This is a genomic window from Paenochrobactrum glaciei, assembly GCF_039522165.1.
Lineage (GTDB): Bacteria > Pseudomonadota > Alphaproteobacteria > Rhizobiales > Rhizobiaceae > Paenochrobactrum > Paenochrobactrum glaciei.
Map to the genome: position 1 here is coordinate 1,082,488 of NZ_BAAADE010000001.1, position 22,896 is coordinate 1,105,383.

Consider the following 22,896-nt stretch of genomic DNA (forward strand, 5'->3'; position numbering starts at 1 on the left):
CAACAAAAAACGCGCAAGTCAATTTGTTAACCTTGTTTTTTAAGATCATTAAAATTTTGAGGCAGTAGATTGGATACCAGGTTCGCATAAAGGCGGGATTTAAGAAAATGCCTGGATTATTAAACAGATTTGCAAAAAACCGCTCAAGCGCTTCGGTTCTGGAGTTCTGCTTGATTGGCGTGCTTACATTTGTTGCTATTATCAGCGCGGTTCTGGTGGTTTCGGCCAGCAGTGAATCCTTTGCCTTCATTCCTCAGGCAATCGCAACCCTGTTCAACTTTTAAAAGTGCAATTTATAAAGGCAACTCTTTTGCCGTCTTAATGACCAGATCGCCTAAGCTTTCTACATAAAGTGCGCCTGTCACCGTCCGCTTAATCAGCACATTACGACGGTCTTTTTCATCGCGATGACGCGAAACCAGCTCCAAAGCCCCCATACTATCCAAAGCCCGTGTTATCACCGGCTTAGTAACCCCCAAATGCTGCGCGAGAGCACGCACCGTATGCGGTGGCGGGTCGAGATAAATTGTCAGTAAAATCGCCATCTGCCGTGTGGTCAGATCATGCATGTCATCACGAACCTGCGTCAGTGCAAGGTTTTTCAGCAAGGTCAGCGATTGCAGTGGTTTTAGCTCAACCGGCATCAAGATAGCTCTTTGTTACGAATAGCCCCTATAAAAGCGTGTCTTTACCGGTTGCGCAAGCAAATCGGCGGGCTAAAGTTAATGAGCCCGCCGGGCTAGTTTCAAATATAGATTAGATTCAAGCTTTGCCGAAACGATCCGACAACACCTGATAGATGGTGCGGATGACTTGCGCTGCACCACCAAAGGGTGCTTCCGGCTTTTCAACCGGCGTCCAGCCGTAAATGTCGAAATGCGCCCACTGAGCACTGTTTTCAACAAAACGCGACAGGAACAAAGCAGCGGTCACAGAACCGGCAAAGCCATCAGTGGTGACATTGTTCATATCGGCAATGCGTGATGAAAGCTTCTTCTCATATGGCTCCCAAAGCGGCATACGCCAGACAGGATCAGCCACCTGATAAGCCGATTTTGCTACCGAAGCCGCAAGCTCTTCATTATGCGTATAGAAAGGCGGCAGATCAGGCCCGAGCGCCACACGCGCTGCACCGGTCAAAGTTGCCATATCAATCAGCAATTCCGGCTTTTCTTCATCAGCCAGCGCCAAAGCATCAGCCAGAACCAGACGGCCTTCGGCATCGGTATTGCCGATTTCAACAGTCAGACCTTTGCGGCTGGTCAGCACATCACCCGGACGGAAAGCATCACCGGCAATGGCATTTTCTACCGCCGGAATAAGCACGCGCAAACGAACAGGCAGCTTTGCCGCCATAATCATCGCTGCCAGACCAATCACATTGGCCGCACCGCCCATGTCTTTTTTCATCAACAGCATACCGGCAGGGGTTTTGATATCCAGACCACCGGTATCAAAACAAACGCCCTTACCAACCAAAGTAACCTTCGGATCTGTTTCCTTGCCCCATGTCAGATCAAGAAGGCGTGGCGCCTGCGCACCAGCGCGCCCGACCGCATGGATCATCGGGAAGTTATTTTTCAGCAATGCATCGCCGACAGTCGCATTGACCTTGGCGCCGTGGGCTTCGCCTAAATCGCGCAAAGCCTGTTCCAATGCTTCCGGCCCCATATCATTGGTCGGCGTATTGATCAGATCACGGGTTAAAGTCACTGCGGATGCAATGTGGTTGATCTCGGCCAGATCAGCACCTTCCGGCAAAGCCAGACGCACGAGCCCCTTGGTGGAACCTTTGCGGTAACGGTTAAACTGATAGCCGCCGATCAAGAAGCTGAGCGCTGCCAGCGTGGCATCGCTTTCAAGATTTTCAATGTGCCAGTCACCTGCCGGCAAAAGCGATGACAATTTACCGGCAAGCATGCGGTTTTGGCCTTCACGATCAGGCTGGCCAATGCCAAACAAAGCGCCTGCAATGGCACCTTTTTCGTTTGGAACCACCAGAAATGCGCCAGCCGCGCCATCAAAATCATGCGCCTTTGCCCAAGCCGCAGCACTCGCGCTTAAGCCCGCCTCTTCCACTTTGTTTTTTGCAACAAACCAAACCGGCAGGCTGGTATCTGATTTTTTAGCCAGAAGTTCGAGGCGCGTAGCCGACATTATCATATTCCTTTTCAATGACCTGCATTTGTTGCCGGACTCATGACCAGCAACAATATGCAACATGGATAAAGCGACAATTAGCCAAGTTTAAGGGCAATGGGAATGATCAATCAAAAGTGACAGCCAAATGAGAGATATTTTTTAGGACAAACTTACCAATAAGGATAAAAACACCAACATATACGCATAAAGATTTCTTTATATCCCATTGTGGATTTTGTCATGATCTGTTAGTGAAAGGACATGAAAAATATTTTGCCTTAGCCACTCTTTCATCAATCCCGATGAGAAATCTTAAGAGCGGCAGGCAATAGATCAAACACATCAACAGCCATCGGAGCTATCAGATGACCGCCAAACAAGATTATGTCGTCAAGGATCTCAGCCTTGCCGATTGGGGCCGCAAGGAACTGGATATTGCAGAAACTGAAATGCCGGGCCTGATGGCCGCGCGCGAAGAATTCGGCCCGACCCAGCCTCTTAAAGGTGCGCGCATCTCCGGTTCGCTGCACATGACCATTCAGACAGCTGTTCTGATTGAAACATTGACAGCTCTTGGGGCTGAAGTGCGCTGGGCATCATGCAATATTTTCTCGACACAGGATCACGCTGCCGCTGCCATCGCTGCAACCGGTGTGCCTGTTTTTGCCATCAAAGGCGAAACACTGGAAGAATACTGGACCTATACCGACCAGATTTTCCAATGGGCTGACGGTGAACCATCCAACATGATTTTGGATGATGGCGGCGACGCTACCATGTATATTCTGCTTGGCGCACGCGCTGAAGCGGGCGAAGATGTGCTGAGCAACCCACAGAGCGAAGAAGAAATCTACTTCTTTGCCCAGATCAAAAAGCGCATGGCAGAAACCCCAGGTTTCTTCACCAAACAGCGCGCTGCCATCAAAGGCGTGACGGAAGAAACCACCACCGGTGTCAACCGTCTTTACCAGCTGCACAAAAAAGGCTTGCTGCCTTTCCCTGCCATCAACGTCAATGACAGCGTCACCAAGTCGAAATTCGACAACAAATACGGCTGTAAAGAATCGCTCGTTGACGGTATCCGCCGCGGCACCGACGTGATGATGGCCGGTAAAGTGGCTGTTGTTTGCGGCTACGGCGATGTGGGTAAAGGTTCCGCACAGTCACTTCTTGGCGCTGGCGCACGCGTGAAAGTCACCGAAGTTGACCCGATCTGCGCCTTGCAGGCGGCGATGGACGGCTTTGAAGTGGTAACCCTTGATGATGCAGCTTCAACTGCTGATATCGTCATCACCACCACCGGCAACAAAGATGTGATCACCCTTGATCACATGCGCCAGATGAAAGACATGTGCATTGTCGGCAATATCGGCCATTTCGACAATGAAATTCAGGTTGCTGCACTCAAAAACCTGAAATGGACCAATGTGAAGCCACAGGTTGATCTGGTTGAATTCCCGGATGGCAAGCGCATCATCCTTCTCTCGGAAGGCCGTCTGCTCAATCTTGGTAACGCCACCGGTCACCCAAGCTTTGTGATGTCTGCTTCTTTCACCAATCAAGTGCTGGGTCAGATCGAACTTTATACCCGTCCTGAGCTTTACGAAAATCAGGTCTATGTGCTGCCGAAACACCTTGATGAAAAGGTTGCACGCTTGCACCTCGACAAGCTTGGCGCGAAACTGACTGTGCTTTCTGAGGAACAGGCTGAATATATCGGCGTCACTCCACAAGGCCCTTACAAGTCAGAACACTACAGATATTAATAATCTGTTAACCATAACGCTACATATTGAGGTCGGGCAATTTATCTTTTGCCCGACCTTTCTTTTTGTCATTGAGACGCTTCACGGGGATTCCACATAAGGGTATTGTGGACTGATTCGACTGTAGCTTTATTTTCAAATGCCCCCGGATTCCGGCAGGAATACCGAGCCATTTGAATTTAACCTTTTGTACCAGTTTATAAGCTGTGTGTTGAATGTTAGACTACGCATCGTGCTTGTCCCAAAGACACATGACGCTCTATGTAATTCCAGACAATGAAATCCGGCTTCTCACGCTGAATTTTGTTGTTTTCTCGCGGCGGAGAACAGAAACAATGCAAGGCCTTGGCTCATTTCAGAGCTTACGAAGCGATTCCGGTCAGTTACCGGCCAAATCCTGCATCGACACAGGGCCTAAAGCTATAAGCGTTAAAGGTATCAGCGCACGCGCCTATCAATGGCTAGGCGCTCTCAAAAATAAAACCTTTTCTCTGGCACTCTCCACCACCGCTTTTTTTTCCTTCACCACCCTGAGCCACGCTCAAGACAGCCAGTTTTCCGGCCATATCGAGCTTCCCTTCGGCACTGTCAGCGCTTTGGATGTAGTGCAATTTGCGACTTTTGCCGGTGCAATGGGCGCAGCCCTGCTGACCGCTGGCTGGCTGATCCGCGACCGCAGCAAAATGGTCAATGAAACAGCCGCTTTGCGCGCAAAATGCGCAGAACTCAGCATGACCGCACAGCGCAATGAAGCGCTGCTTAATCTCAAAGACCAGCGCATCATTATCTGGGACGGCTATAATGCCAATTCCGAAGTCGTTGGCCTGTTGCCAGATGATACCGGCGCGCCGCTCGACCGCTCATTATTTTTAGCCTTTGGCCGCTGGCTGCGTGCCGATTCCGTGATGGCACTCGAACATGCCATTCGTGATTTACGCGAAAAGGCGATCACCTTTGACATGGTGGTCGAAACCGTCAACGGCACTTTGCTGGATGTTAACGGCCGCACCTCCGGCGGCCTGGCCATTGCCCGTTTCATCCATTTGCAGGGTGTGCAGGCCGAATGTGCGGTTTTGAAAACCGAAAACCACCATCTTTATGAAACACTCAATCTGTTGCGCAGCCTGATGAACAGGCTCGATCAGGCTGTGTGGATCAGAGATGACCAAGGCCGTCTTGAATGGGTCAATGATGCCTATATCAAAGCGGTTGAGGCCGCAGACGGTATTCAGGCTGTGCAGGAAGGCCGCGAATTGTTTGGCACCCAAGCCCGCGAGCGCATGGAGCGTGAACGGATGGGGCCATCCGGTTTCCGCAGCCAATTGCCGACCGTCATTGCCGGCGACCGCCATATATTTGACGTAACCGAAGTGCCGGGTGAAGCAGGCTCTGCCGGTTTTGCTTCCAATATCAGCGAAATTGAACAAGTACGCGAAGAGCTGCAACGCACGCTGCGCAGCCATGCCGAAACGCTCGATCAGCTTTCCACAGCAGTGGCGATCTTCGATCCGGAAATGAAGCTGCAATTCTTCAATCAGGCATTTAGCAGCCTGTGGTCGCTTGATACCGCTTTTTTGGAATCGCGCCCGAGCAATGCACTGCTGTTTGACCGTTTGCGCAGTGACGGCAAATTGCCGGAACAGCCGGAATGGCGCCGCTGGAAAGATTCCATGCTTTCGGCCTATCGCTCGGTTGAGCCGCAAGAGCATATGTGGCACCTGCCCGACACCCGCATCATGCGCGTTGTTGCCAATCCGCATCCTAAAGGCGGCGTGACCTGGTTCTTTGAAAATATGACCGAGAAGTTTGAACTGGAAGGCCGCTATAATACGCTGATCCGTGTTCAGGGTGAAACGCTTGACCATCTGGCCGAAGGTGTTGCCGTGTTTGGTGCCGATGGCCGCATCCGTCTTTCCAATCCGGCCTTTGCCAATTTGTGGTCATTGCCGTCCGGCATGGTGGTGGAAGGGGTGCATATCACCGACATCACCCGCATGACTGAAAAGCGTGCCGGAAGCCCGATCTGGCAGGATTTCATTTCCGCTGTCACCGGCTTCTCCGATGTGCGCGATGGTCAGGCCGGACAAATCGAACTATCAGACGGCAATGTATTGTCTTATGCACTGGTGCCGCTGCCTAAAGGCCAGACCATGCTGACCTTCATCGATGTGACCGATACGGTTCACGTCGAGCGCGCCTTGAAAGACAAAAACGAAGCGCTGGAATTTGCCGACCAGATTAAGAACGATTTCGTTCAGCATGTTTCTTATGAGCTGCGTTCGCCGCTTACCAATATTATCGGCTTTACCGAACTATTGCAGACCCCGTCATTCGGCACGCTCAACGAGCGTCAGCATGAATATCTCGACCATATCAGTTCGTCTTCCTCCGTGCTTCTCACCATTGTGAACGACATTCTGGATCTGGCGACAGTGGATGCCGGTATCATGGAACTGGAAATCGACGATGTAGATGTGAGTGCTGCTATCAATGAAGCAGCCGAGCGGGTGGCTGAGCGTCTGCGCGACCATAATATCGGCCTTGCTGTGCATATTGGCGAAGATGCCGAGCGTTTCCGCGCTGATGCCAACCGTCTGCGTCAGGTTCTTTTCAACCTGCTCAGCAATGCTGCCAATTATGCGCCGGAAGACAGCGACATCCGCCTGATGGTTGAGCGTGAAGACGACGAGATTGTTTTCAGCGTGCAGGATGAAGGTCCGGGCATGCCGCGCGAAGTGCTTGATAGTGTTTTCCAACGCTTCCAGTCCCACAATAATGGAGGCCGCAAACGCGGTGCTGGCCTTGGCCTGTCCATTGTCAAAAGCTTTGTTGAGCTCCATGGCGGTGCAGTTCACATTCAAACCGCCAGCAATAGCGGCACCACAGTCACCTGCCGTTTTCCAATCGAAGCGCGCAGTTTCCGCGCCGCAGCTGAATAAATCATGTCCGCATCAGAAGTTTTTGAAATCCGTCTGCCCGATGAAGCAGCTACCATCGCTTTGGGCGAAGATCTGGCACTGGCGCTTAACCGCGGCGACTTGGTTACATTATCCGGCGATTTAGGTGCCGGAAAATCATCACTCGCACGCGCACTCATTCGCACCATCGCCAATGATGAATTTTACGAGGTTCCAAGCCCGACATTTACTCTCGTGCAGGCCTATGATGAATTGCGCCTGCCCATCGCACATGCTGATCTTTATCGCTTGTCTGGTGGCGATGAACTTGATGAACTGGGCTTTGACGAATTTTTGCAAGATGGCGCTGTGTTGGTTGAATGGCCGGAACAGGCTGACGGCATGTTGGGCACACCTGACTTTGCCATTGAATTGCGCCATCCGGCAAACGGAGAACAAGGCCGCCTTGTTACTATTACCGCGCAAACAAGTGCTGCCAAACGCTTTACCCGCTCCCGTGCTATCCGCGCATTTTTAGAAGAGCATAAGCGCCAGTTCAATGCGCAGCCAGCCAAGCGCCGCTATTTGCTCGGCGATGCGTCACCCCGCGCCTATGAAACAGTGTCTTCAGATTTTGGCACCGAAATCCTGATGAACGCGCCCGAGCTTAACAACGAACCTTTATTGCCGAATGGCAAAACCTATCGCAAAACCGCACATATTGCTGAGAGCTGCATTCCGTTTTCCGCCATCGACAAATTGATCAAGGCTCAAGGTTTTCGTGTACCAGAAATCTATGCCGAAGATTTAGCCAATGGCTTCATTTTGATGGAGCATTTGGGCATTGATGGTGTGCTGGACGAGAACCGTCAGCCCATCGTGACACGTTACTTAGAAGCCGCTCGTTTCTTAGCGCATTTCCATCAGGTTGAATGGCCGTTGAGCGTTAAAGTTGCCGGTTGCGATGATTATCAATTCGCACCATTTGACCGCGATGCGATGATGATTGAAGTGGATTTACTGTGTTCGTGGTATTTGCCGCGCATCACCGGCAAACAACCCGATGAAGCACAAAAACAATCCTATCACGCTGCATGGAACGAGGTTTTTCTAAAACTCGCAACAGCTGAAAATAGCTTGTTGCTGCGCGATTATCATTCGCCAAATCTCTTTTGGTTTGAAGAAAAATCCGGCATTGACCGCATCGGCATGATTGATTTTCAAGATGCTATGAATGGCCCTGCCGCTTATGATCTGGCCTCGCTTGCATTGGATGCGCGTGTAACCATTGCAGCAGAGCTTGAGCAACAGATCATTGCCGCCTATTGCGAAACCCGCAAGAGCTTGGAGAAAGCCTTTGATGAGGCCGCCTTCATGAGCGCTTATGCGATTATGGGTGCGCAGCGTAATTCCAAAATTCTTGGCATTTTTGTGCGTCTGGATGAGCGCGACGGCAAACCCCATTATTTGGCACATCTGCCGCGTATTCAGGATTATTTGCGCCGTGTCCTTACCCACCCCGATTTGAAACCGGTGGCGGACTGGTACGAAAAATATGGTTTGCTTACGGAGAAAAAACCATGAACCATCTGAAAAAAGCAATGGTTCTGGCTGCGGGTTTAGGCAAGAGAATGCGCCCGATCACCGACACGATCCCCAAGCCAATGGTCAAGGTTTCGGGTAAAAAACTGATTGATTATAGCTTGGATTCACTTGTTGAAGCAGGTGTCGGGCAAGCCGTGGTTAATGTGCATTATCTGGCTGACATCTTAGAAAAGCACCTAGAAACCCGCCAAGATATAGCAATCAGCATTTCAGATGAACGCGCTGAACTGCTTGATTCCGCAGGCGGCATTATCAATGCCTTGCCGCTCCTTGGAGATCAGCCGTTTTACATCCTCAATGCGGATACATTCTGGGTTGATCTGCAAGGCGAGCCTGCCAATTTGCTAAAAATGGCAGCAGCTTTTGATGAAACCCGCATGGATATTTTGCTGATGGTTGCCCGCCTTGATCAGGCAACCGGCTATGACGGCAAAGGCGACTTTACCCTGACACCGGAAGCCCAGCTTTTGCGTCGTCAGGACAATGATCCGCAACCGGTTATTTATGCGGGTGCCGCCATTATTCACCCGCGCATTTTCAAAGATGCCGAGGCCGGTGTTTCCTCGCTCAATCGCTATTTCGACCATGCCATTGCCAATAAACGCCTATATGCTATGCCGATGCATGGCCATTGGATAACGGTCGGTACACCCGATGCAATTGCCGATGCTGAAAAGGCGCTTGCAGCCCTGAACTAAAGCCGGTCTGATAAAGAAGGAGAAGAGAAAAGAATGAGCACCCAAACCCCGCACATCTTTTCCATTCCGCCCGGCACGCCCTTTCTGTCAAGCTTTGTCGATGCCTTGTTACAAGGTAAAATCATCAAAGGCTTTCCGGCTGATCCAAGCGATCCTTTAGCACTGGCCAAAGCCACCATCTATGTGCCGACACGCCGTGCGGCACGTAGCCTGCGCTCACTTCTCGTTGAAAAAAGCCATGCCCGTTCGGCGATCCTGCCTTCTATCCGTGCACTCGGTGATGTGGATGAGGATGCAGTCTTCTTTGATGCCGATGCGCGGGAATTTCTGCAACTCGACCCGCCGATCAACAAGGCTGAACGCTTACTTTTGCTCACCCGCCTGATCAAACCGTGGCGCGAGAGCCTGCCTGAACATGTGCGCGCCCTTTTTGGCGTTGAAGATGTCTCAGTGCCGACCACCACCGCCGATGCCATCTGGCTGGCACGTGATCTGGCCAATCTGATGGATCAGGTCGAAACTGAAAGTGCCGATTGGGCAGAGCTGAAACTCATCGCGCCTGATGAACTTGCCGATTGGTGGCGGGTAACATTGAGCTTTCTGGAAATCGTCACCACTCTTTGGCCGGAAGTTTTGAAAGAGCGCAGCGTTACCAATCCCGCTGCCTATCGTAATCGCCTGATTGAAATCGAAACCGATCGGCTCAAGCGCTTTCCCCCTGATGGCCCTGTGATTGCTGCCGGTACGACCGGCTCTATTCCGGCCACTGCCGAACTGATTGCAACCATTGCCAAACTGCCGCAAGGCGCACTTGTGCTACCCGGCCTTGACCGCGACCTTGATGATGCCGCCTGGCACATTTTAGGCAGGCCTGAACAAAATCCATCCACTTTCGGCCATCCGCAATATGGTTTTTATCAGCTGCTCACCCGCATGAGCACCAATCGCGATGCAGTTGAACATCTGCCCGACCACTCGCCTGAAAAGCGGACATTAGAGCGCATTGCGGCTGAAGCTTTGCGGCCGGCAGAAAGCACCGAACATTGGCGCGATCTCTTGCAGCAGCCGGATATGACAATTGAGCATCGCTTGGCAGCCACACGTCAGATTGATCTGATTGAAACGGCCAATGAGCGCGAAGAAGCTTTAAGCGTTGCCTGTGCTTTACGTGAAGCCATCAGCGATCAAAACAAAACCGCAGCCCTTGTCACCGCCGACCGTAATCTGGCGCGCCGTGTGGCCGCAGAGCTTGCCCGCTTCGGCATTGAAGCCGATGATTCCGGCGGGCGTTTTTTACGCGATGCCGAACCTGTCACCCTCATGCGGCTGGTGATTGAAACCGTCTTTAATCCGGGCGATCCGGTGGCACTGCTGGCATTGCTGAAACACCCGCTGACAAAGCTTGGCAAACCTCGCATCGAACGCCGCTTAGCCGCAGAAGCGCTGGAACTGATTGCCTTTCGCGGCGGTACAGGCCGTGCGTCGATTGCTGAATTGCCGGAGTTTTTTGAAGGTAAACTCACCGAAGGGCTGAATGCCAACCGCAAGCCTTTATGGATTGATCTGACGGTTGAAGAACAGATCACAAATGCACGGACTTTGTGTGAAGAACTCTCGCAAGCGGTTAAACCGCTGGCTGATTTCACCAAAAGTGCCGGTCAGCACACGGATATGGCAGCGATTGTGCGTGCAAGCGTGGAGGTGCTTGAAACACTCGCGCGTGATGAACAGGGAAATGTCGGCGCACTTTATTCCGGCGAGGCTGGCGAACAATTTGCCTCCCTTTTGCGCAATCTGATTGCCACTGAAGCCGAGCTGGAATTTGAAACCATTGAATGGCCAGCTGTTTTTGAAGCATTGATTTCCGGCGAAACTGTCAAACCGCGTCCGGGTGGTAATCCGCGCCTGTTTATTTGGGGCGCGCTGGAAGCCCGTCTGCAAACCATTGATACGGTGATTATCGGTGGCCTCAATGAAGGCAGCTGGCCGTCCAAAACACGCAATGACCCTTTCATGTCGCGCCCGATGAAAGCGCAGATCGCATTGGAACCACCGGAACGACGCACCGGCCTTGCCGCTCATGATTTCCAGATGGCTTTGGGCATGGATCATGTCGTGCTTTCGCGTGCTGATCGCACCGACAATGCACCCACCGTGCCATCACGCTGGCTGCAACGTCTGCAAACGGTGCTTGGTAATGAAGTGACCGAGCACATGCGCCAGCGTGGGGCACGCTTTTTGCATTGGGCGCGTGAAATCGACCGCTCTGCGGATGTGCCTTTCGTTAAACGTCCTGAGCCGAAGCCGCCGGTTGAAGCGCGGCCAACGCATTTCTCGGTCACTGATATTGAAACATTGCGGCGCGACCCATATGCGATTTATGCCCGTAAAATCCTGAAATTGAACCCGCTTGATCCGCTGATCCGTGATCCCGGACCTGCCGAGCGCGGCACGCTGTTTCATGATATTATTGGTCATTTCACCCAATCAGGGTTTGATGTCATGGCAGCCGAAGCCCATCAAAATCTGATCGAAATCGGCCGTCAGTTTTTTGCTGATGCCGATTTGCCGGTTGAGATCGAAGCCGTCTGGTGGCCTCGCTTTGAAGCTTTGGTGCCGGAGTTTTTAAACTGGGAGCGTGATCGCAACTATAACGTCAAAACGCGTCACGCCGAAATCGCCTCGAAAAAACGTGAAGTCGGCTCGCTCGGCATCACGCTTTCAGGCCGTGCCGACCGTGTTGATATGATGCAGGATGGCACTACCGAAATTATTGACTTTAAAACCGGTTCCACGCCCTCACCTAAACAGGCACATATTTTGCTGTCCCCGCAGCTAGCACTGGAAGCAGCGCTGCAAGCACGCGGTGCCTTTGAAGAAGTGGGGGAAATACCAGCCTCTGATCTTCTATATGTGCGCCTTAAAGCCAATGGCGCGGTCGTGCCGGAATCCATTTTGAAAATCAGCCGACCGGAACCAAGCCAGAAAACCGCACCCGAAATTGGCGAGGAAGCATGGCGCAGGTTAGAAGAATTGCTGAGCGAATATAAGAGCCAGACCAAGGGCTATTTATCCCGCGCCCTGCCGTTTCGTGAAACCGATCTCACCGGCGATTATGACCACCTCGCCCGCGTGCTGGAATGGTCGGCCGGTGGCGCTGATGGCGGTGAAGGATCAAGCGAATGAAAAAGCCTTTGAACATTCCGCCGGAAACAATTTTAGCGCAGAGCAAAGCTGCCAATCCGTTTGACAGTGTCTGGGTTTCGGCCAATGCCGGTTCCGGCAAAACGCATGTTTTGACCGAGCGCGTTATTCGCCTCTTGCTGGAAGGCACAGACCCTTCAAAAATCCTCTGCCTGACTTACACCAAAGCCGCAGCTGCGGTGATGCAAAACCGCGTTTTCTCACGGCTTTCCGATTGGGCGATGCTGGATGATGCGCAACTGGCAAAAGTGCTGGAAAAACTGGAAGGGCAAAGCCCATCCAATGCCCGCCTGAATGTGGCACGTCGTCTGTTTGCCCGTGCGTTGGAAACGCCGGGTGGTTTGAAAATTCAGACCATTCACGCATTTTGCGAAGCGATCCTGCATCAGTTTCCACTGGAAGCCAATATTGCCGGCCATTTTGAAATGCTCGACGATTTGATGCAGGCAGCGCTCATCGCTGAAGCGCGTCGTCAATTGCTGGAAACAGCGCATAATGGCGGCAACTTGATTTTGGCTGAAGCCTTCACGCAGGTGCTTGATGCAGCAGGGGAATTTGGCCTGCAGAACCTGCTTGATGAAGCCATCTGGCAACGCCACGGTTTGCAAGAGTTTTTGACGGCTCTTGGCGTGGCATCAGAGCGCGAAGCTGCGTTACGCAGCATCTTCCGTTTTGAGCCTCATGAGACAGAAGCAACCATTCTTAATGACCAATTACCGGTATTGGAATTTGAGGAAGATGTGCTTGACCTCATCCTTTCCATCCCGAAAGGAGCGGCACGCGCACAGGATTTTGCCCTGCAACTAAAACAGCTGAGCAAAGTGGAAACTTTGCGCGACAAGCAGGAAGTGCTCGCGGAAGCATTTTTGAAAAAGACCGACGGCATGCCGAAAGCTGCCTCTTATGTCGGCTCGGCAGCAGTGCGGAAACTGCTGCCAGATTTTGATGATCGTTTCACCGAAGTGTCCACCCGCATTTATGAGGCGATGGAGCGGATAAAACTGTTGCGTCTGGTACGGCTTAATCTTGCTGCCTATCAGATTATCGACGAGCTTTTGTCCCGCTATCAATTGCTGAAACGCCGCCGCGGTTTGCTGGATTTTGATGATCTCATTACCCGCACCGTGGCGCTTCTTGCCCGTGATGGTGCGGGACAATGGGTGCAATATAAGCTTGATCGCGGCATTGATCATGTGCTTGTCGATGAAGCACAAGATACCAGCCCCGACCAATGGCGCGTTATCCGTATGCTGTCGGATGAGTTTTTCTCCGGCCTTGGCCAGCGTGATGTCCGGCGCACACTATTTGCTGTGGGCGATGAAAAACAATCGATCTACTCTTTCCAAGGGGCTGTGCCTGAAGATTTTGCCGCCTCCGGCCAAGATGTTAAAAAACAAGCCGAACGTGCCGAGCTTACTTTTGAAAAAGTGAGCCTCAATTTTTCCTTCCGTTCCACGCCGGATGTTTTAAGTGCGGTGGATGAAGTGTTTTCGCGCCCTGAAGCGTTTCGCGGACTTGGGCTTGAACCTGCCCCGACGCTTCATGCCGCCATCCGCAGCGATGCACCGGGTGACGTTGAAATCTGGGATATGCTGACACCGCATGTGGTGGAAGAGCCGGATGACTGGCGCACCCCTGTCGATCATCTGGCAGCGCCCGCCATTCGGCTTGCTGACCAGATTGCCTTAACCATCCGCCATTGGCTTGATAGTGGTGCGATTATTCCCGGCAAGGGACGCAAGATCGCCCCGCGAGATATTATGGTGCTGGTGCGCAAACGCGACCAGTTCATGCCTGCACTCTCGCGCGCACTGAAAAACAATCTGGTGCCTGTTGCGGGTGCTGACCGTTTGCGCCTGACCTCTCATATTGCCATTCAGGACTTGATGGCAATCGGGCGCTTTGTGTTGCAGCCTGCTGATAATCTCTCGCTTGCTGCTTTGTTGAAAAGCCCGCTTTTCGGCTGGGATGATGATAAATTATTTGCGCTTGCCCATGATCGCGCCAAAGGTCAGATATTGTTTGAAAAACTCTATCAGGCTTCCCGCGATGATGCCAAACTTGCCAAAGTGCACAAAAAGCTCAGCCACTGGCGTTCAATGGCCGATACTATGCCGGTTTATGAATTCTATACCCATATTTTAAGTGCAGATGGTGCGCGCCGTTTGCTGCTGGCGCGTCTTGGGCCGGAAGCCGGAGATATTATTGATGAGTTTCAAAATTATGCACTGGCAACAGAGCGTGCCGGACTGCCGGGCTTACAATCCTTTTTAGAGACGCTGGAAGCCGCCACACCGGAGATTAAACGCGAGCTGGACCAAAGCCGCGATGAAGTGCGCATCATGACTGTGCATGCCTCTAAGGGGCTGGAAGCGGCTATTGTTTTTCTGGTTGATCCGGGCAATAGCGCATGGACAAGTAGTCTGGCACCCAAACTCATCGCCATTCCCATGCACGAGCCGGACGGTTTTCAGGGCAAGGGCTATTTATGGCAACCGAACAAGTCTCTTGAAACAAGTGCCACGATTGAGCAGCGCGAGGAATTGAAAACCCGCTCTGAGGAAGAATATCGCCGCCTTCTTTATGTGGGTATGACGCGCGCCGAAGACCGTTTGATTGTCTGCGGCTATCGTGGCGTGCGCGAAAGCGGTGAGACATGGCACAAGCTTGTTGATGATGCTTTAAACCCGCTTTCGGATGTTTTTGAGCATCCGGTGGAAGGGGTAAGCGCGCGGCGCTATCAAAAAACACCGCTTGGCGACATTACGCTTCATGAAACGGAAGAAACTACGCCACATAGCTATCCGCCATTACCGGAGGCTTTCCGCACCCGTATGGCACCGGAAAAGGGCATGCCCCGTCCGCTGACACCATCGGGGGCTTCCGCACTGATTGAACTGGAAGATGCGCCGCCAATCGGCAATCAATCGCCAGTGCTGGAACCATTAAACAACAGCCCCGCTTTTGCGCTCCAGCGCGGCACTATCATGCATGCTTTGTTGCAGCATTTGCCTAATGTGCCCGTTGATGAGCGAGCGTCTTCGGCTCAACAATATTTGCAACATGCCGGAAAAGACTGGAGCGCGGAAAACCGCGAAAAAGCGTGGAAATCGATTGAGACAATTCTCAATGATCCAGCCTTTGCCGAGGTTTTTGAGGTCAATTCCAAAACGGAAGTTTCCGTAATGGGTATGCTCGATTTAAACGGCAAAGAACAAGCCGTTTCCGGCATTATCGACCGCCTGAGCGTGAGCGATACAACCGTTCGCATCATTGATTATAAAACCAATCGCCCGCCTGCTTTGACGCTTGAAGAGGTGCCTTCTGCCTATATCACGCAGCTTGCCCTTTACCGCGAGCTGATGAAACCGCTTTATCCGCAGCATAAAATTGAAGCGGCACTGCTTTTCACCGAAGCGCCAATCCTGATTGAACTGCCGGAAGAGGCAATGGAGCAAGCCATCACAAAACTTGCAAAACACAAATCTGAGAAAATTGCGGATGAATGAGGTTTACGCATCTGAGATTGGTTCACAGATGTGAGAATTAAACTATATATGCTTGACGCAAGGCGCATCAAACACCACATAATGTGGCACATAGAATCGAAAAGGAACGCCCCATGGCAACCGTAAAAATTGACAACAGCAACTTCCAGTCCGACGTTTTGCAGGCCGATGTGCCTGTTGTCGTAGATTTCTGGGCTGAATGGTGCGGCCCTTGCAAAATGATTGCACCGTCATTGGACGAAATCGCTGCTGAAATGGCAGGTCAGGTTAAAATCGCCAAGCTCAACATTGACGAAAATCCGGAACTCGCAGCTCAGTTCGGCGTACGTTCAATCCCGACCCTGTTGATGTTCAAGAACGGTGAAGTTGCAGCCAATATGGTTGGTGCAGCACCTAAAAGCCGTTTGGCTGACTGGATCAAAAATTCAGCTGCTTAATCGGCTGATGTTTAAGATTAAAAAAAGCGGCTTCTCACGAAGCCGCTTTTTTTATGATCTCATTTTAAAGCTGCTCAAACAGCCCTGATCACACAGGCGGCGTGCCATTTTCATGCAGCACATCACCTGCCAGATAGAGCGAACCGCCGATCAGAATGCGCGGTGGCACTTCATCATTGGTGCTTGCATCACGCAGCAGTTTCAAAGCATTGGCAACAGAGTGAACCGGCTCTGCCGGAATGCCTGCGGCTTCTGCCGCCAGTGCCAGATCGGCATTATTGATGCTCGCGTCACTGGAGCCAATCGGCACTGTGAAGACACGGCGCGCCATACCGGCAAAAGCTTCAAAAAAGCCTTTCGGATCTTTGGTATTGATCATACCTGTGATCAAATAAAGCGGGCGCGGGACACGGTCTTCCAATTCAGCAAAAGCTTCGGCAATGACAAGCCCTGCGGCCGGATTATGCCCGCCATCAAGCCAGATTTCAGAACCGTTAGGGGCAAGATCAACCAATGCACCATGGGTTAAACGCTGCATACGTGCAGGCCATTCCACCACCAGCATGGCTTTTTCAATGGCTTTATCGGTTAGATCAAAACCGGCCATGCGCACAGCCTCAATGGCTGCTGCTGCGTTAGAAAGCTGATGACGCCCAGGCAAACGCGGCAAAGGCAAATCAACAAGCCCTTCCTCGTCCTGAAAAACCATCCGGCCATGTTCTTCAAAAGCGATGAAATCCTGTCCGTAAACTGTGACCGGACATCTTAAGCGTTCTGCCTTATCCACCAGTACATCAAGCGCTGCCACACTTGGCTGGAAACCGATAACCACCGGACAGCCACGCTTCATAATTCCGGCTTTTTCACCGGCAATTGCTTCGATTGTGTCGCCTAAAAATGCCGTATGATCGATACCGATCGGCAAGATGACGGAAACAGCCGGATCAACCACCACATTGGTGGCATCAAAGCGTCCGCCAAGGCCGACTTCCAGCACGACAGCATCGGCCGGATGCTCGGAAAAAAGCACAAACGCAACAGCGGCCATGATCTCGAAAACGGTGATATATTCACCATTATTAGCCACAGCGACACGTTCAATCGCCTCGGCCAGCACATCATCAGATACATATTGCCCGCCGCCCTGCGCGCCCAAGCGATAGCGCTCATGCCAATTGACCAGATGCGGCGAAGTATGCACATGCACGCTCAAGCCGGAGGCTTCCAGCAATGCGCGTGTAAAAGCTGACGTCGACCCCTTACCATTGGTGCCGGCAATATGAATAACAGGCGGTAAGTTGAGATGAGGATTACCCAGCCGCTCTAAAAGCCGCAGGATCCGATCCAGTGAAAGATCGAATCCCTTTGGGTGCAATTCCATCAACCGCTCAATGGCGGCGGCAGCTTTGCTCATGATAATGACTTCTTAAACGGCAGGAGCGGTTTTGGTTGCCACTTCTTTTGTCTCGGCTGATTTTGTCGCTGGCTGCTTCATCATCATTTTCAAAAGACGGGCAATGGTTTCTTTCAGCTCGGTGCGTGGCACAACCATGTCCACCATACCGTGCTCCATCAGATATTCTGCGCTCTGGAAGCCTTCCGGCAGTTTTTCACGGATGGTTTGTTCGATCACGCGCGGACCAGCAAAGCCGATCAAAGCGCCCGGTTCTGCAATGTGGATATCGCCCAGCATTGCATAAGAAGCGGTCACACCACCGGTGGTCGGGTTGGTCAGAACAACAATATAAGGCAGGCCAGCTTCTTTGAGCATTTCAACCAGCACAGTGGTGCGTGGCAGCTGCATCAGCGAGAGAATGCCTTCCTGCATACGTGCACCACCTGAAGAGGCAAACAGCACCAGCGGACGCTTCAGTTCAATAGCTTTTTCAAAGCTTCTGATGATGGTTTCACCGGCAGCCATACCAAGCGAACCGCCCATAAAGGCAAATTCCTGCACCGCAGCAACAATCGGCAAACCTTCAATGGTGCCGACAGCACTGATCACTGCATCTTCAAGACCTGTGCGGTTGCGATAGTCTTTCAGGCGATCAATATAACGCTTTTCATCGCGGAACTTCAGCGGATCAACCGGTACTTTTGGTGTTTCCAGCGTAGTATATTCGCCTTTATCGAAGAAGAAACGCAGGCGGTCTTTGCCCGGAATACGCATATGATGGCCGGAAGCAGGGATAACCCACTGGTTGCTTTCCAGATCCTTATGAAACACCATTTCACCGGTTGACGGATCCTTGATCCAGAGGTTTTCCGGCATTTCACGACGGCCAAGCATCGAGTTGATTTTTGGACGAACGTAATTTGTAATCCAGTTCATGGTGACTTTTCCGTAGTTTTTCTTGTTCTTATTATGGGTAACTTATTGGGCAGCTTCAAGGCGGACGGCACGAACACTTGCAGAAAGTTCGCCGACCAGTTTTGAAACATCAGCAACAGGATCACCTGTTACTTTGCCGTTTTCATCAAGGTTTGCGGCAACCGCATTGACAATCGCCGAGCCAACGACGACGCCGTCGGCAGTGGCGCTGATCGCGCGTGCCTGTTCAGGTGTTTTAACACCAAAGCCAACGCAAACAGGCAAATCTGTATGCGCTTTGATATTTTTCACAGAAGCGGCAACCTTGGCTGTATCAGGAACAGCCGAACCGGTAATACCGTTCATCGAAACATAATAAACGAAGCCGGAAGAGTTTTTCAAAACCGCAGGCAAACGTTTTTCATCCGTGGTTGGCGTTGCAAGGCGAATAAAATTCAAGCCTGCTTCCAATGCCGGAATGCACAATTCCGCATCCATTTCAGACGGCAGGTCAACAACGATCAAACCATCAATACCGGCAGCTTTAGCATCACGCACAAAAGCATCCACACCGTAAATATAGATCGGGTTATAATAGCCCATCAACACAATCGGTGTGGTGTCATCGCTTTTGCGGAATTCTTCTGCCATTTTCAGGGTCTTTTTCAATGTCTGGCCAGCGGCCAGCGAACGAAGACCGGCTGCCTGAATGGCAGGGCCATCAGCCATCGGATCAGAAAACGGCATGCCGAGCTCAACCACATCAGCACCGGCTTTCGGCAGCGCTTTCATCACAGCCAGTGAAGTTTCAAAATCCGGATCACCACCCATAAAATAAGTGATGAGTGCTGGACGACCTTCAGCTTTCAAAGCCGCAAATTTACTATCCATACGTGCGGTCATGCTTAGATCTCCATGCCCAGAAGAGCGCCAACAGTGTGGACGTCTTTATCACCGCGTCCGGAAATGTTGACGATGATGATTTCATCCTTGCTCATTGTCGGAGCCATTTTAATGGCCTGTGCCAGCGCATGAGCCGATTCAAGTGCCGGAATAATACCTTCCGTGCGGGTGGTTACCTGAAACGCATCCAGCGCCTCATCATCCAAAATCGGCACATAATCCACACGGCCTGTATCACGAAGCCATGCATGTTCAGGGCCGACACCCGGATAATCAAGACCGGCAGAAACCGAATGACCTTCTAAAATCTGGCCATCTTCGTTTTGCAACAAATAAGTGCGGTTGCCGTGCAGAACACCCGGACGGCCTTTATTCATGGATGCACAATGTTCATCGCCATCCACACCGCGGCCGCCAGCTTCAACGCCGACAATCTTAACGCTTGAATCATCAAGGAATGAATGGAACAGACCGATAGCATTGGAACCACCACCAACGGCTGCGATAATCACATCCGGCAGACGGCCTTCTTTTTCCAAAATCTGTTCGCGTGCTTCAATACCAATCACCGACTGGAAATCACGCACCAGTTCCGGATAAGGATGCGGGCCGGCAGCTGTGCCGATCAGATAATAAGTGTCTTCCACATTGGTGACCCAGTCACGCAACGCTTCGTTCATCGCATCTTTCAAAGTGCCGTTACCAGCCGCGACAGGCTTGACCTCAGCCCCCAGCAAATGCATGCGGAACACATTCGGCTTCTGACGTTCAACGTCGGTGGCGCCCATATAAACAGTGCAAGGGAAACCAAAACGCGCCGCCAGAGTGGCCGATGCCACACCATGCTGACCAGCGCCGGTTTCTGCGATGATGCGGGTTTTGCCCATACGCTTGGCAAGCAAAATCTGGCCAAGGCAGTTATTGATTTTGTGGCTGCCGGTATGGTTGAGGTCTTCGCGCTTAAAGTAAATTTTAGCGCCGCCCAAATGCTTGGTCAGGCCTTCAGCATAATAAAGCTTGGACGGGCGACCGGCATAATTTTCCGACAGGTTTTTCAACTCTGCCTGAAACTCAGGATCTTCCTTGGCGGCAGCGTAAGCATCCTGCAATTCGAGAATGAGCGGCATCAATGTTTCGGCGACAAAACGGCCACCGAAAATGCCAAACATGCCCTCTTCATCAGGACCGGTCTTATAAGAATTAGGTTCCATTGCCTTGCTCAACGTATCCGCTCCACTTGTGTTCAGGCTTTGGTTTGTGAGGCAGCCATTGCTTTGGCCTCACCTACCGCCTGTAAAAACTCTTCAATCAGCCGCACATCTTTTTCACCGGCGCGCGCCTCAACACCGGACGAAACATCTATTGCCTGCGCACCTGTCTGAACCAGCGCCTGCGCAATATTGCCCGCATTAAGCCCACCCGAAAGCATGTAATCTACATCGCCGTCAAGCTTTGTCAGCAGTTCCCAGTCAAAGGAAACACCATTACCACCGGGTAATTCAGAACCCTTCGGCGGTTTGGCATCAAACAAAAACCGGTCTGCGATCCCTTTATACGGCTTAATCGCTTCAAGATCATCAAAATTACGTATCGCGAAAGCTTTAATCACCGGCAGGCCAAAACGCTCTTTAAGAAGCTTGACCCGCTCCGGTGTTTCCTGCCCGTGCAATTGCAAAATATCAGGGCGCACATGGTTCACAATCTCAGCCAGATAATCATCATCGGCGTCTACCGTGACTGCCACAACCTGCGCCCGCCCTTGTGCCGCCACACGCAAACAGCCAGCCTCTTCCACACCGATATGGCGGGGACTTTTAGGGAAAAAGATAAAACCGATATGCGTTGCGCCACCCTCAAGCACAGCCGATACCGCTTCAGGGGTCTTGAGCCCGCAGATTTTAAGATCAAAATTCATGCACGTCACGTTGCATAAATTCGTTCAACTGTCGAGCATTTCGTAGGCTGATCCTCAACAACGGGCTGCTTAAAAGCATGTTTCAATGCTTGTCGAAGCCTTGCGCGATCAAAAACTCATAAGCCTCAAGGACATCGAGCGGCACGGCCTGTGCCACCTGAAAACCTTTAGCCGGATAATCGAGAATACGGGCCAGATCGCCTGTCAGCTCATTAATCAGCAATTCCATCGGAACCTGATCGGTCGGCTGCTCTTCAAAGGAGATCAAAGGTGCAGTCATCATAATGGAGGCTTCCGGCCAGCGACGGGCTGCCGTTGCCCTTACGCGGCGCTGCGTTTGCGGCTTGGTCACCATAATGGCGCTTAAAGCACCTGGTGCCATCAGTTCTTTTGTAAAGAGAATATTCTCACCAATATTGGTGGCAGCCTTTTCAAGCATTACCGCCTCTTCAGGCACACCGGCTGCGGCCAAAACTTCCGCAAAAGCTTCGGCTTCACTGGCCCGATAAAGCCCTTCTGTCCAATTGCCGGAGTGACCGGTCAAAACGATCAGCGGCGCCAAACCTTCATTGAAAAGTTCGGCTACTCTTTCCGCCACGCGCAAATCATAGCTACCAAAGCCGACAATCAGGTCAGCAGTTTTAAGCGGATCGTAAATGCTATGGAAATCCCAGAGCACTTTTGCAGAAGCGAGAATTTGGTCGTTCATGAAAACTCGATGGCTTGCAATGCTGCACCGTTACGTGTGAGCCAATGACGGCAATCCACGGTATCGGGGCATAATTCATGACACAATTTCCAGAAAGCCGGACCGTGGTTCATCTCAATGAGATGCGCCACTTCATGTGCCACGAGATAATTAATCACCGGCGGGGGCGCCATGCCTATCCGCCACGAAAAAGATAACACACCCTTGGAGGTGCAAGATCCCCAACGGCTTTTTGTATCTTTAAAACGAACTGCCGTGGCTTTGCGTCCCACAGCAGCCGTATGTTGGGCAACCAGCATCTCAATTTCGCGTTTGATCTCTTTTTTAAGAAAATCTGCAATACGACGCGATAGATGCTCGGCATTTCCAAAAACGATTAATTGCGGCTGACCGTCATCACCTGTCCGCACATGGGTAATCCCGCGCTTGTCCGGCTCATGCACGATCTGATGATCAACGCCACGAAAGGGAAAAACGCCACCGGCACGGACAGTTTGCACCGCCGGAATTTGGCAAATCCGGCTTTCCAGCCAGCCCTGATGGCGTGAAATAAAACGGTCAATCTCACTGCTTGGCACCTTTGGCGGCACCGTCACACGCAAGCCTTTACCACCGGCATCAATGCGCAAGGTAAATCTGCGGGCACGCGGGTTTTCGACAATTTTTAATGGCAAAACCCGTCCCGCAACTTCATGAGTGCGAGGGCCTGTATCAACAGAATGTTTCGCAGGTGCAGCGCGAAAAAAGGAGAAAGCCATAAAATAACCGTAAATGATTCGCGGCAAAACTTCAGCAGCTAA

At 51.7% G+C, this 22,896-nt stretch carries 17 protein-coding genes; 8 read left to right on the forward strand and 9 right to left on the reverse strand.

Annotated features, from left to right (window positions below; all coding sequences use genetic code 11):
• The first annotated feature begins 107 nt into the window (after positions 1–107).
• The gene (locus ABDZ76_RS05050) at positions 108–284 is read left to right on the forward strand and encodes a hypothetical protein (protein ID WP_343802149.1); all 177 of its coding nucleotides are present in this window, start codon (positions 108–110) and stop codon (positions 282–284) included.
• Positions 285–293: 9 nt separating this feature from the next.
• Here the strand turns inward: ABDZ76_RS05050 and ABDZ76_RS05055 are convergent, their stop codons facing one another.
• A complete protein-coding gene (locus ABDZ76_RS05055) occupies positions 294–644 on the reverse strand; it encodes a MarR family winged helix-turn-helix transcriptional regulator (RefSeq protein ID WP_343802152.1) in 351 nt (116 codons plus the stop codon).
• 118 nt (positions 645–762) lie between these two features.
• Entirely contained in the window at positions 763–2,157 is a 1,395-nt protein-coding gene (locus ABDZ76_RS05060) for a leucyl aminopeptidase family protein (RefSeq protein WP_343802155.1), read from the reverse strand.
• Between the two features lie 350 nt (positions 2,158–2,507).
• Here ABDZ76_RS05060 and ahcY point away from each other — a divergent pair, with 350 nt between their 5' ends.
• From ahcY to trxA, 7 genes are all read left to right on the forward strand, one after another.
• Entirely contained in the window at positions 2,508–3,908 is a 1,401-nt protein-coding gene (gene ahcY, locus ABDZ76_RS05065; RefSeq protein ID WP_343802158.1) for an adenosylhomocysteinase, read from the forward strand.
• Positions 3,909–4,243: 335 nt separating this feature from the next.
• Positions 4,244–6,847: a sensor histidine kinase gene (locus ABDZ76_RS05070; protein ID WP_343802161.1), complete on the forward strand. Its 2,604-nt coding sequence runs from the start codon at positions 4,244–4,246 to the stop codon at positions 6,845–6,847.
• A gap of 3 nt (positions 6,848–6,850) precedes the next feature.
• Entirely contained in the window at positions 6,851–8,389 is a 1,539-nt protein-coding gene (gene tsaE, locus ABDZ76_RS05075; protein WP_343802164.1) for a tRNA (adenosine(37)-N6)-threonylcarbamoyltransferase complex ATPase subunit type 1 TsaE, read from the forward strand.
• Positions 8,386–9,108 (forward strand): nucleotidyltransferase family protein, encoded by a 723-nt coding sequence (locus ABDZ76_RS05080; protein ID WP_343802167.1) that lies wholly within the window; start codon positions 8,386–8,388, stop codon positions 9,106–9,108. Before tsaE ends, ABDZ76_RS05080 begins: the two co-directional genes overlap by 4 nt.
• A 33-nt stretch (positions 9,109–9,141) precedes the next feature.
• Positions 9,142–12,294 carry a double-strand break repair protein AddB gene (gene addB / locus ABDZ76_RS05085; RefSeq protein ID WP_343802170.1) on the forward strand — a complete coding sequence of 1,051 codons (3,153 nt, stop codon included), beginning with the start codon at positions 9,142–9,144 and terminating at the stop codon, positions 12,292–12,294.
• Entirely contained in the window at positions 12,291–15,821 is a 3,531-nt protein-coding gene (gene addA / locus ABDZ76_RS05090) for a double-strand break repair helicase AddA (RefSeq protein WP_343802173.1), read from the forward strand. Before addB ends, addA begins: the two co-directional genes overlap by 4 nt.
• Before the next feature lie 113 nt (positions 15,822–15,934).
• Positions 15,935–16,258 (forward strand): thioredoxin, encoded by a 324-nt coding sequence (trxA, locus tag ABDZ76_RS05095; protein WP_184221366.1) that lies wholly within the window; start codon positions 15,935–15,937, stop codon positions 16,256–16,258.
• An 88-nt stretch (positions 16,259–16,346) separates the two neighbouring features.
• Here the strand turns inward: trxA and ABDZ76_RS05100 are convergent, their stop codons facing one another.
• The 7 genes from ABDZ76_RS05100 to ABDZ76_RS05130 form a co-directional block, all read right to left on the reverse strand.
• Positions 16,347–17,639 (reverse strand): bifunctional folylpolyglutamate synthase/dihydrofolate synthase, encoded by a 1,293-nt coding sequence (locus ABDZ76_RS05100; protein WP_343803119.1) that lies wholly within the window; start codon positions 17,637–17,639, stop codon positions 16,347–16,349.
• A gap of 45 nt (positions 17,640–17,684) precedes the next feature.
• The gene (gene accD / locus ABDZ76_RS05105) at positions 17,685–18,590 is read right to left on the reverse strand and encodes an acetyl-CoA carboxylase, carboxyltransferase subunit beta (RefSeq protein ID WP_343802178.1); all 906 of its coding nucleotides are present in this window, start codon (positions 18,588–18,590) and stop codon (positions 17,685–17,687) included.
• A gap of 42 nt (positions 18,591–18,632) precedes the next feature.
• Positions 18,633–19,472 (reverse strand): tryptophan synthase subunit alpha, encoded by an 840-nt coding sequence (gene trpA, locus ABDZ76_RS05110; RefSeq protein ID WP_343802182.1) that lies wholly within the window; start codon positions 19,470–19,472, stop codon positions 18,633–18,635.
• Between the two features lie 2 nt (positions 19,473–19,474).
• Complete coding sequence (trpB, locus tag ABDZ76_RS05115; RefSeq protein ID WP_374844590.1) at positions 19,475–20,683, reverse strand: tryptophan synthase subunit beta; 1,209 nt, start codon at positions 20,681–20,683, stop codon at positions 19,475–19,477.
• 32 nt (positions 20,684–20,715) lie between these two features.
• Positions 20,716–21,387, reverse strand: coding sequence for a phosphoribosylanthranilate isomerase (locus ABDZ76_RS05120; protein ID WP_343802188.1), 672 nt, complete (start codon positions 21,385–21,387; stop codon positions 20,716–20,718).
• A gap of 82 nt (positions 21,388–21,469) precedes the next feature.
• Complete coding sequence (locus tag ABDZ76_RS05125) at positions 21,470–22,096, reverse strand: YdcF family protein (protein ID WP_343802191.1); 627 nt, start codon at positions 22,094–22,096, stop codon at positions 21,470–21,472.
• The gene (locus ABDZ76_RS05130) at positions 22,093–22,854 is read right to left on the reverse strand and encodes a M48 family metallopeptidase (protein ID WP_343802194.1); all 762 of its coding nucleotides are present in this window, start codon (positions 22,852–22,854) and stop codon (positions 22,093–22,095) included. The genes ABDZ76_RS05125 and ABDZ76_RS05130 overlap by 4 nt, the downstream gene beginning before the upstream one ends.
• Positions 22,855–22,896: the final 42 nt, after the last annotated feature.

Excerpts from the sequence above, each read along its gene's own strand:
- ABDZ76_RS05120 (WP_343802188.1), bottom strand. The coding sequence starts at position 21,387 with ATGAATTTTGATCTTAAAATCTGCGGGCTCAAGACCCCTGAAGCGGTA.
- ahcY (WP_343802158.1), top strand. The coding sequence starts at position 2,508 with ATGACCGCCAAACAAGATTATGTCGTCAAGGATCTCAGCCTTGCCGAT.
- ABDZ76_RS05050 (WP_343802149.1), top strand. The coding sequence starts at position 108 with ATGCCTGGATTATTAAACAGATTTGCAAAAAACCGCTCAAGCGCTTCG.
- ABDZ76_RS05055 (WP_343802152.1), bottom strand. The coding sequence starts at position 644 with ATGCCGGTTGAGCTAAAACCACTGCAATCGCTGACCTTGCTGAAAAAC.
- ABDZ76_RS05130 (WP_343802194.1), bottom strand. The coding sequence starts at position 22,854 with ATGGCTTTCTCCTTTTTTCGCGCTGCACCTGCGAAACATTCTGTTGAT.
- trpB (WP_374844590.1), bottom strand. The coding sequence starts at position 20,683 with ATGGAACCTAATTCTTATAAGACCGGTCCTGATGAAGAGGGCATGTTT.
- ABDZ76_RS05080 (WP_343802167.1), top strand. The coding sequence starts at position 8,386 with ATGAACCATCTGAAAAAAGCAATGGTTCTGGCTGCGGGTTTAGGCAAG.
- accD (WP_343802178.1), bottom strand. The coding sequence starts at position 18,590 with ATGAACTGGATTACAAATTACGTTCGTCCAAAAATCAACTCGATGCTT.
- ABDZ76_RS05100 (WP_343803119.1), bottom strand. The coding sequence starts at position 17,639 with ATGGAATTGCACCCAAAGGGATTCGATCTTTCACTGGATCGGATCCTG.
- trpA (WP_343802182.1), bottom strand. The coding sequence starts at position 19,472 with ATGACCGCACGTATGGATAGTAAATTTGCGGCTTTGAAAGCTGAAGGT.
- tsaE (WP_343802164.1), top strand. The coding sequence starts at position 6,851 with ATGTCCGCATCAGAAGTTTTTGAAATCCGTCTGCCCGATGAAGCAGCT.
- ABDZ76_RS05125 (WP_343802191.1), bottom strand. The coding sequence starts at position 22,096 with ATGAACGACCAAATTCTCGCTTCTGCAAAAGTGCTCTGGGATTTCCAT.
- addB (WP_343802170.1), top strand. The coding sequence starts at position 9,142 with ATGAGCACCCAAACCCCGCACATCTTTTCCATTCCGCCCGGCACGCCC.
- trxA (WP_184221366.1), top strand. The coding sequence starts at position 15,935 with ATGGCAACCGTAAAAATTGACAACAGCAACTTCCAGTCCGACGTTTTG.
- ABDZ76_RS05060 (WP_343802155.1), bottom strand. The coding sequence starts at position 2,157 with ATGTCGGCTACGCGCCTCGAACTTCTGGCTAAAAAATCAGATACCAGC.
- ABDZ76_RS05070 (WP_343802161.1), top strand. The coding sequence starts at position 4,244 with ATGCAAGGCCTTGGCTCATTTCAGAGCTTACGAAGCGATTCCGGTCAG.
- addA (WP_343802173.1), top strand. The coding sequence starts at position 12,291 with ATGAAAAAGCCTTTGAACATTCCGCCGGAAACAATTTTAGCGCAGAGC.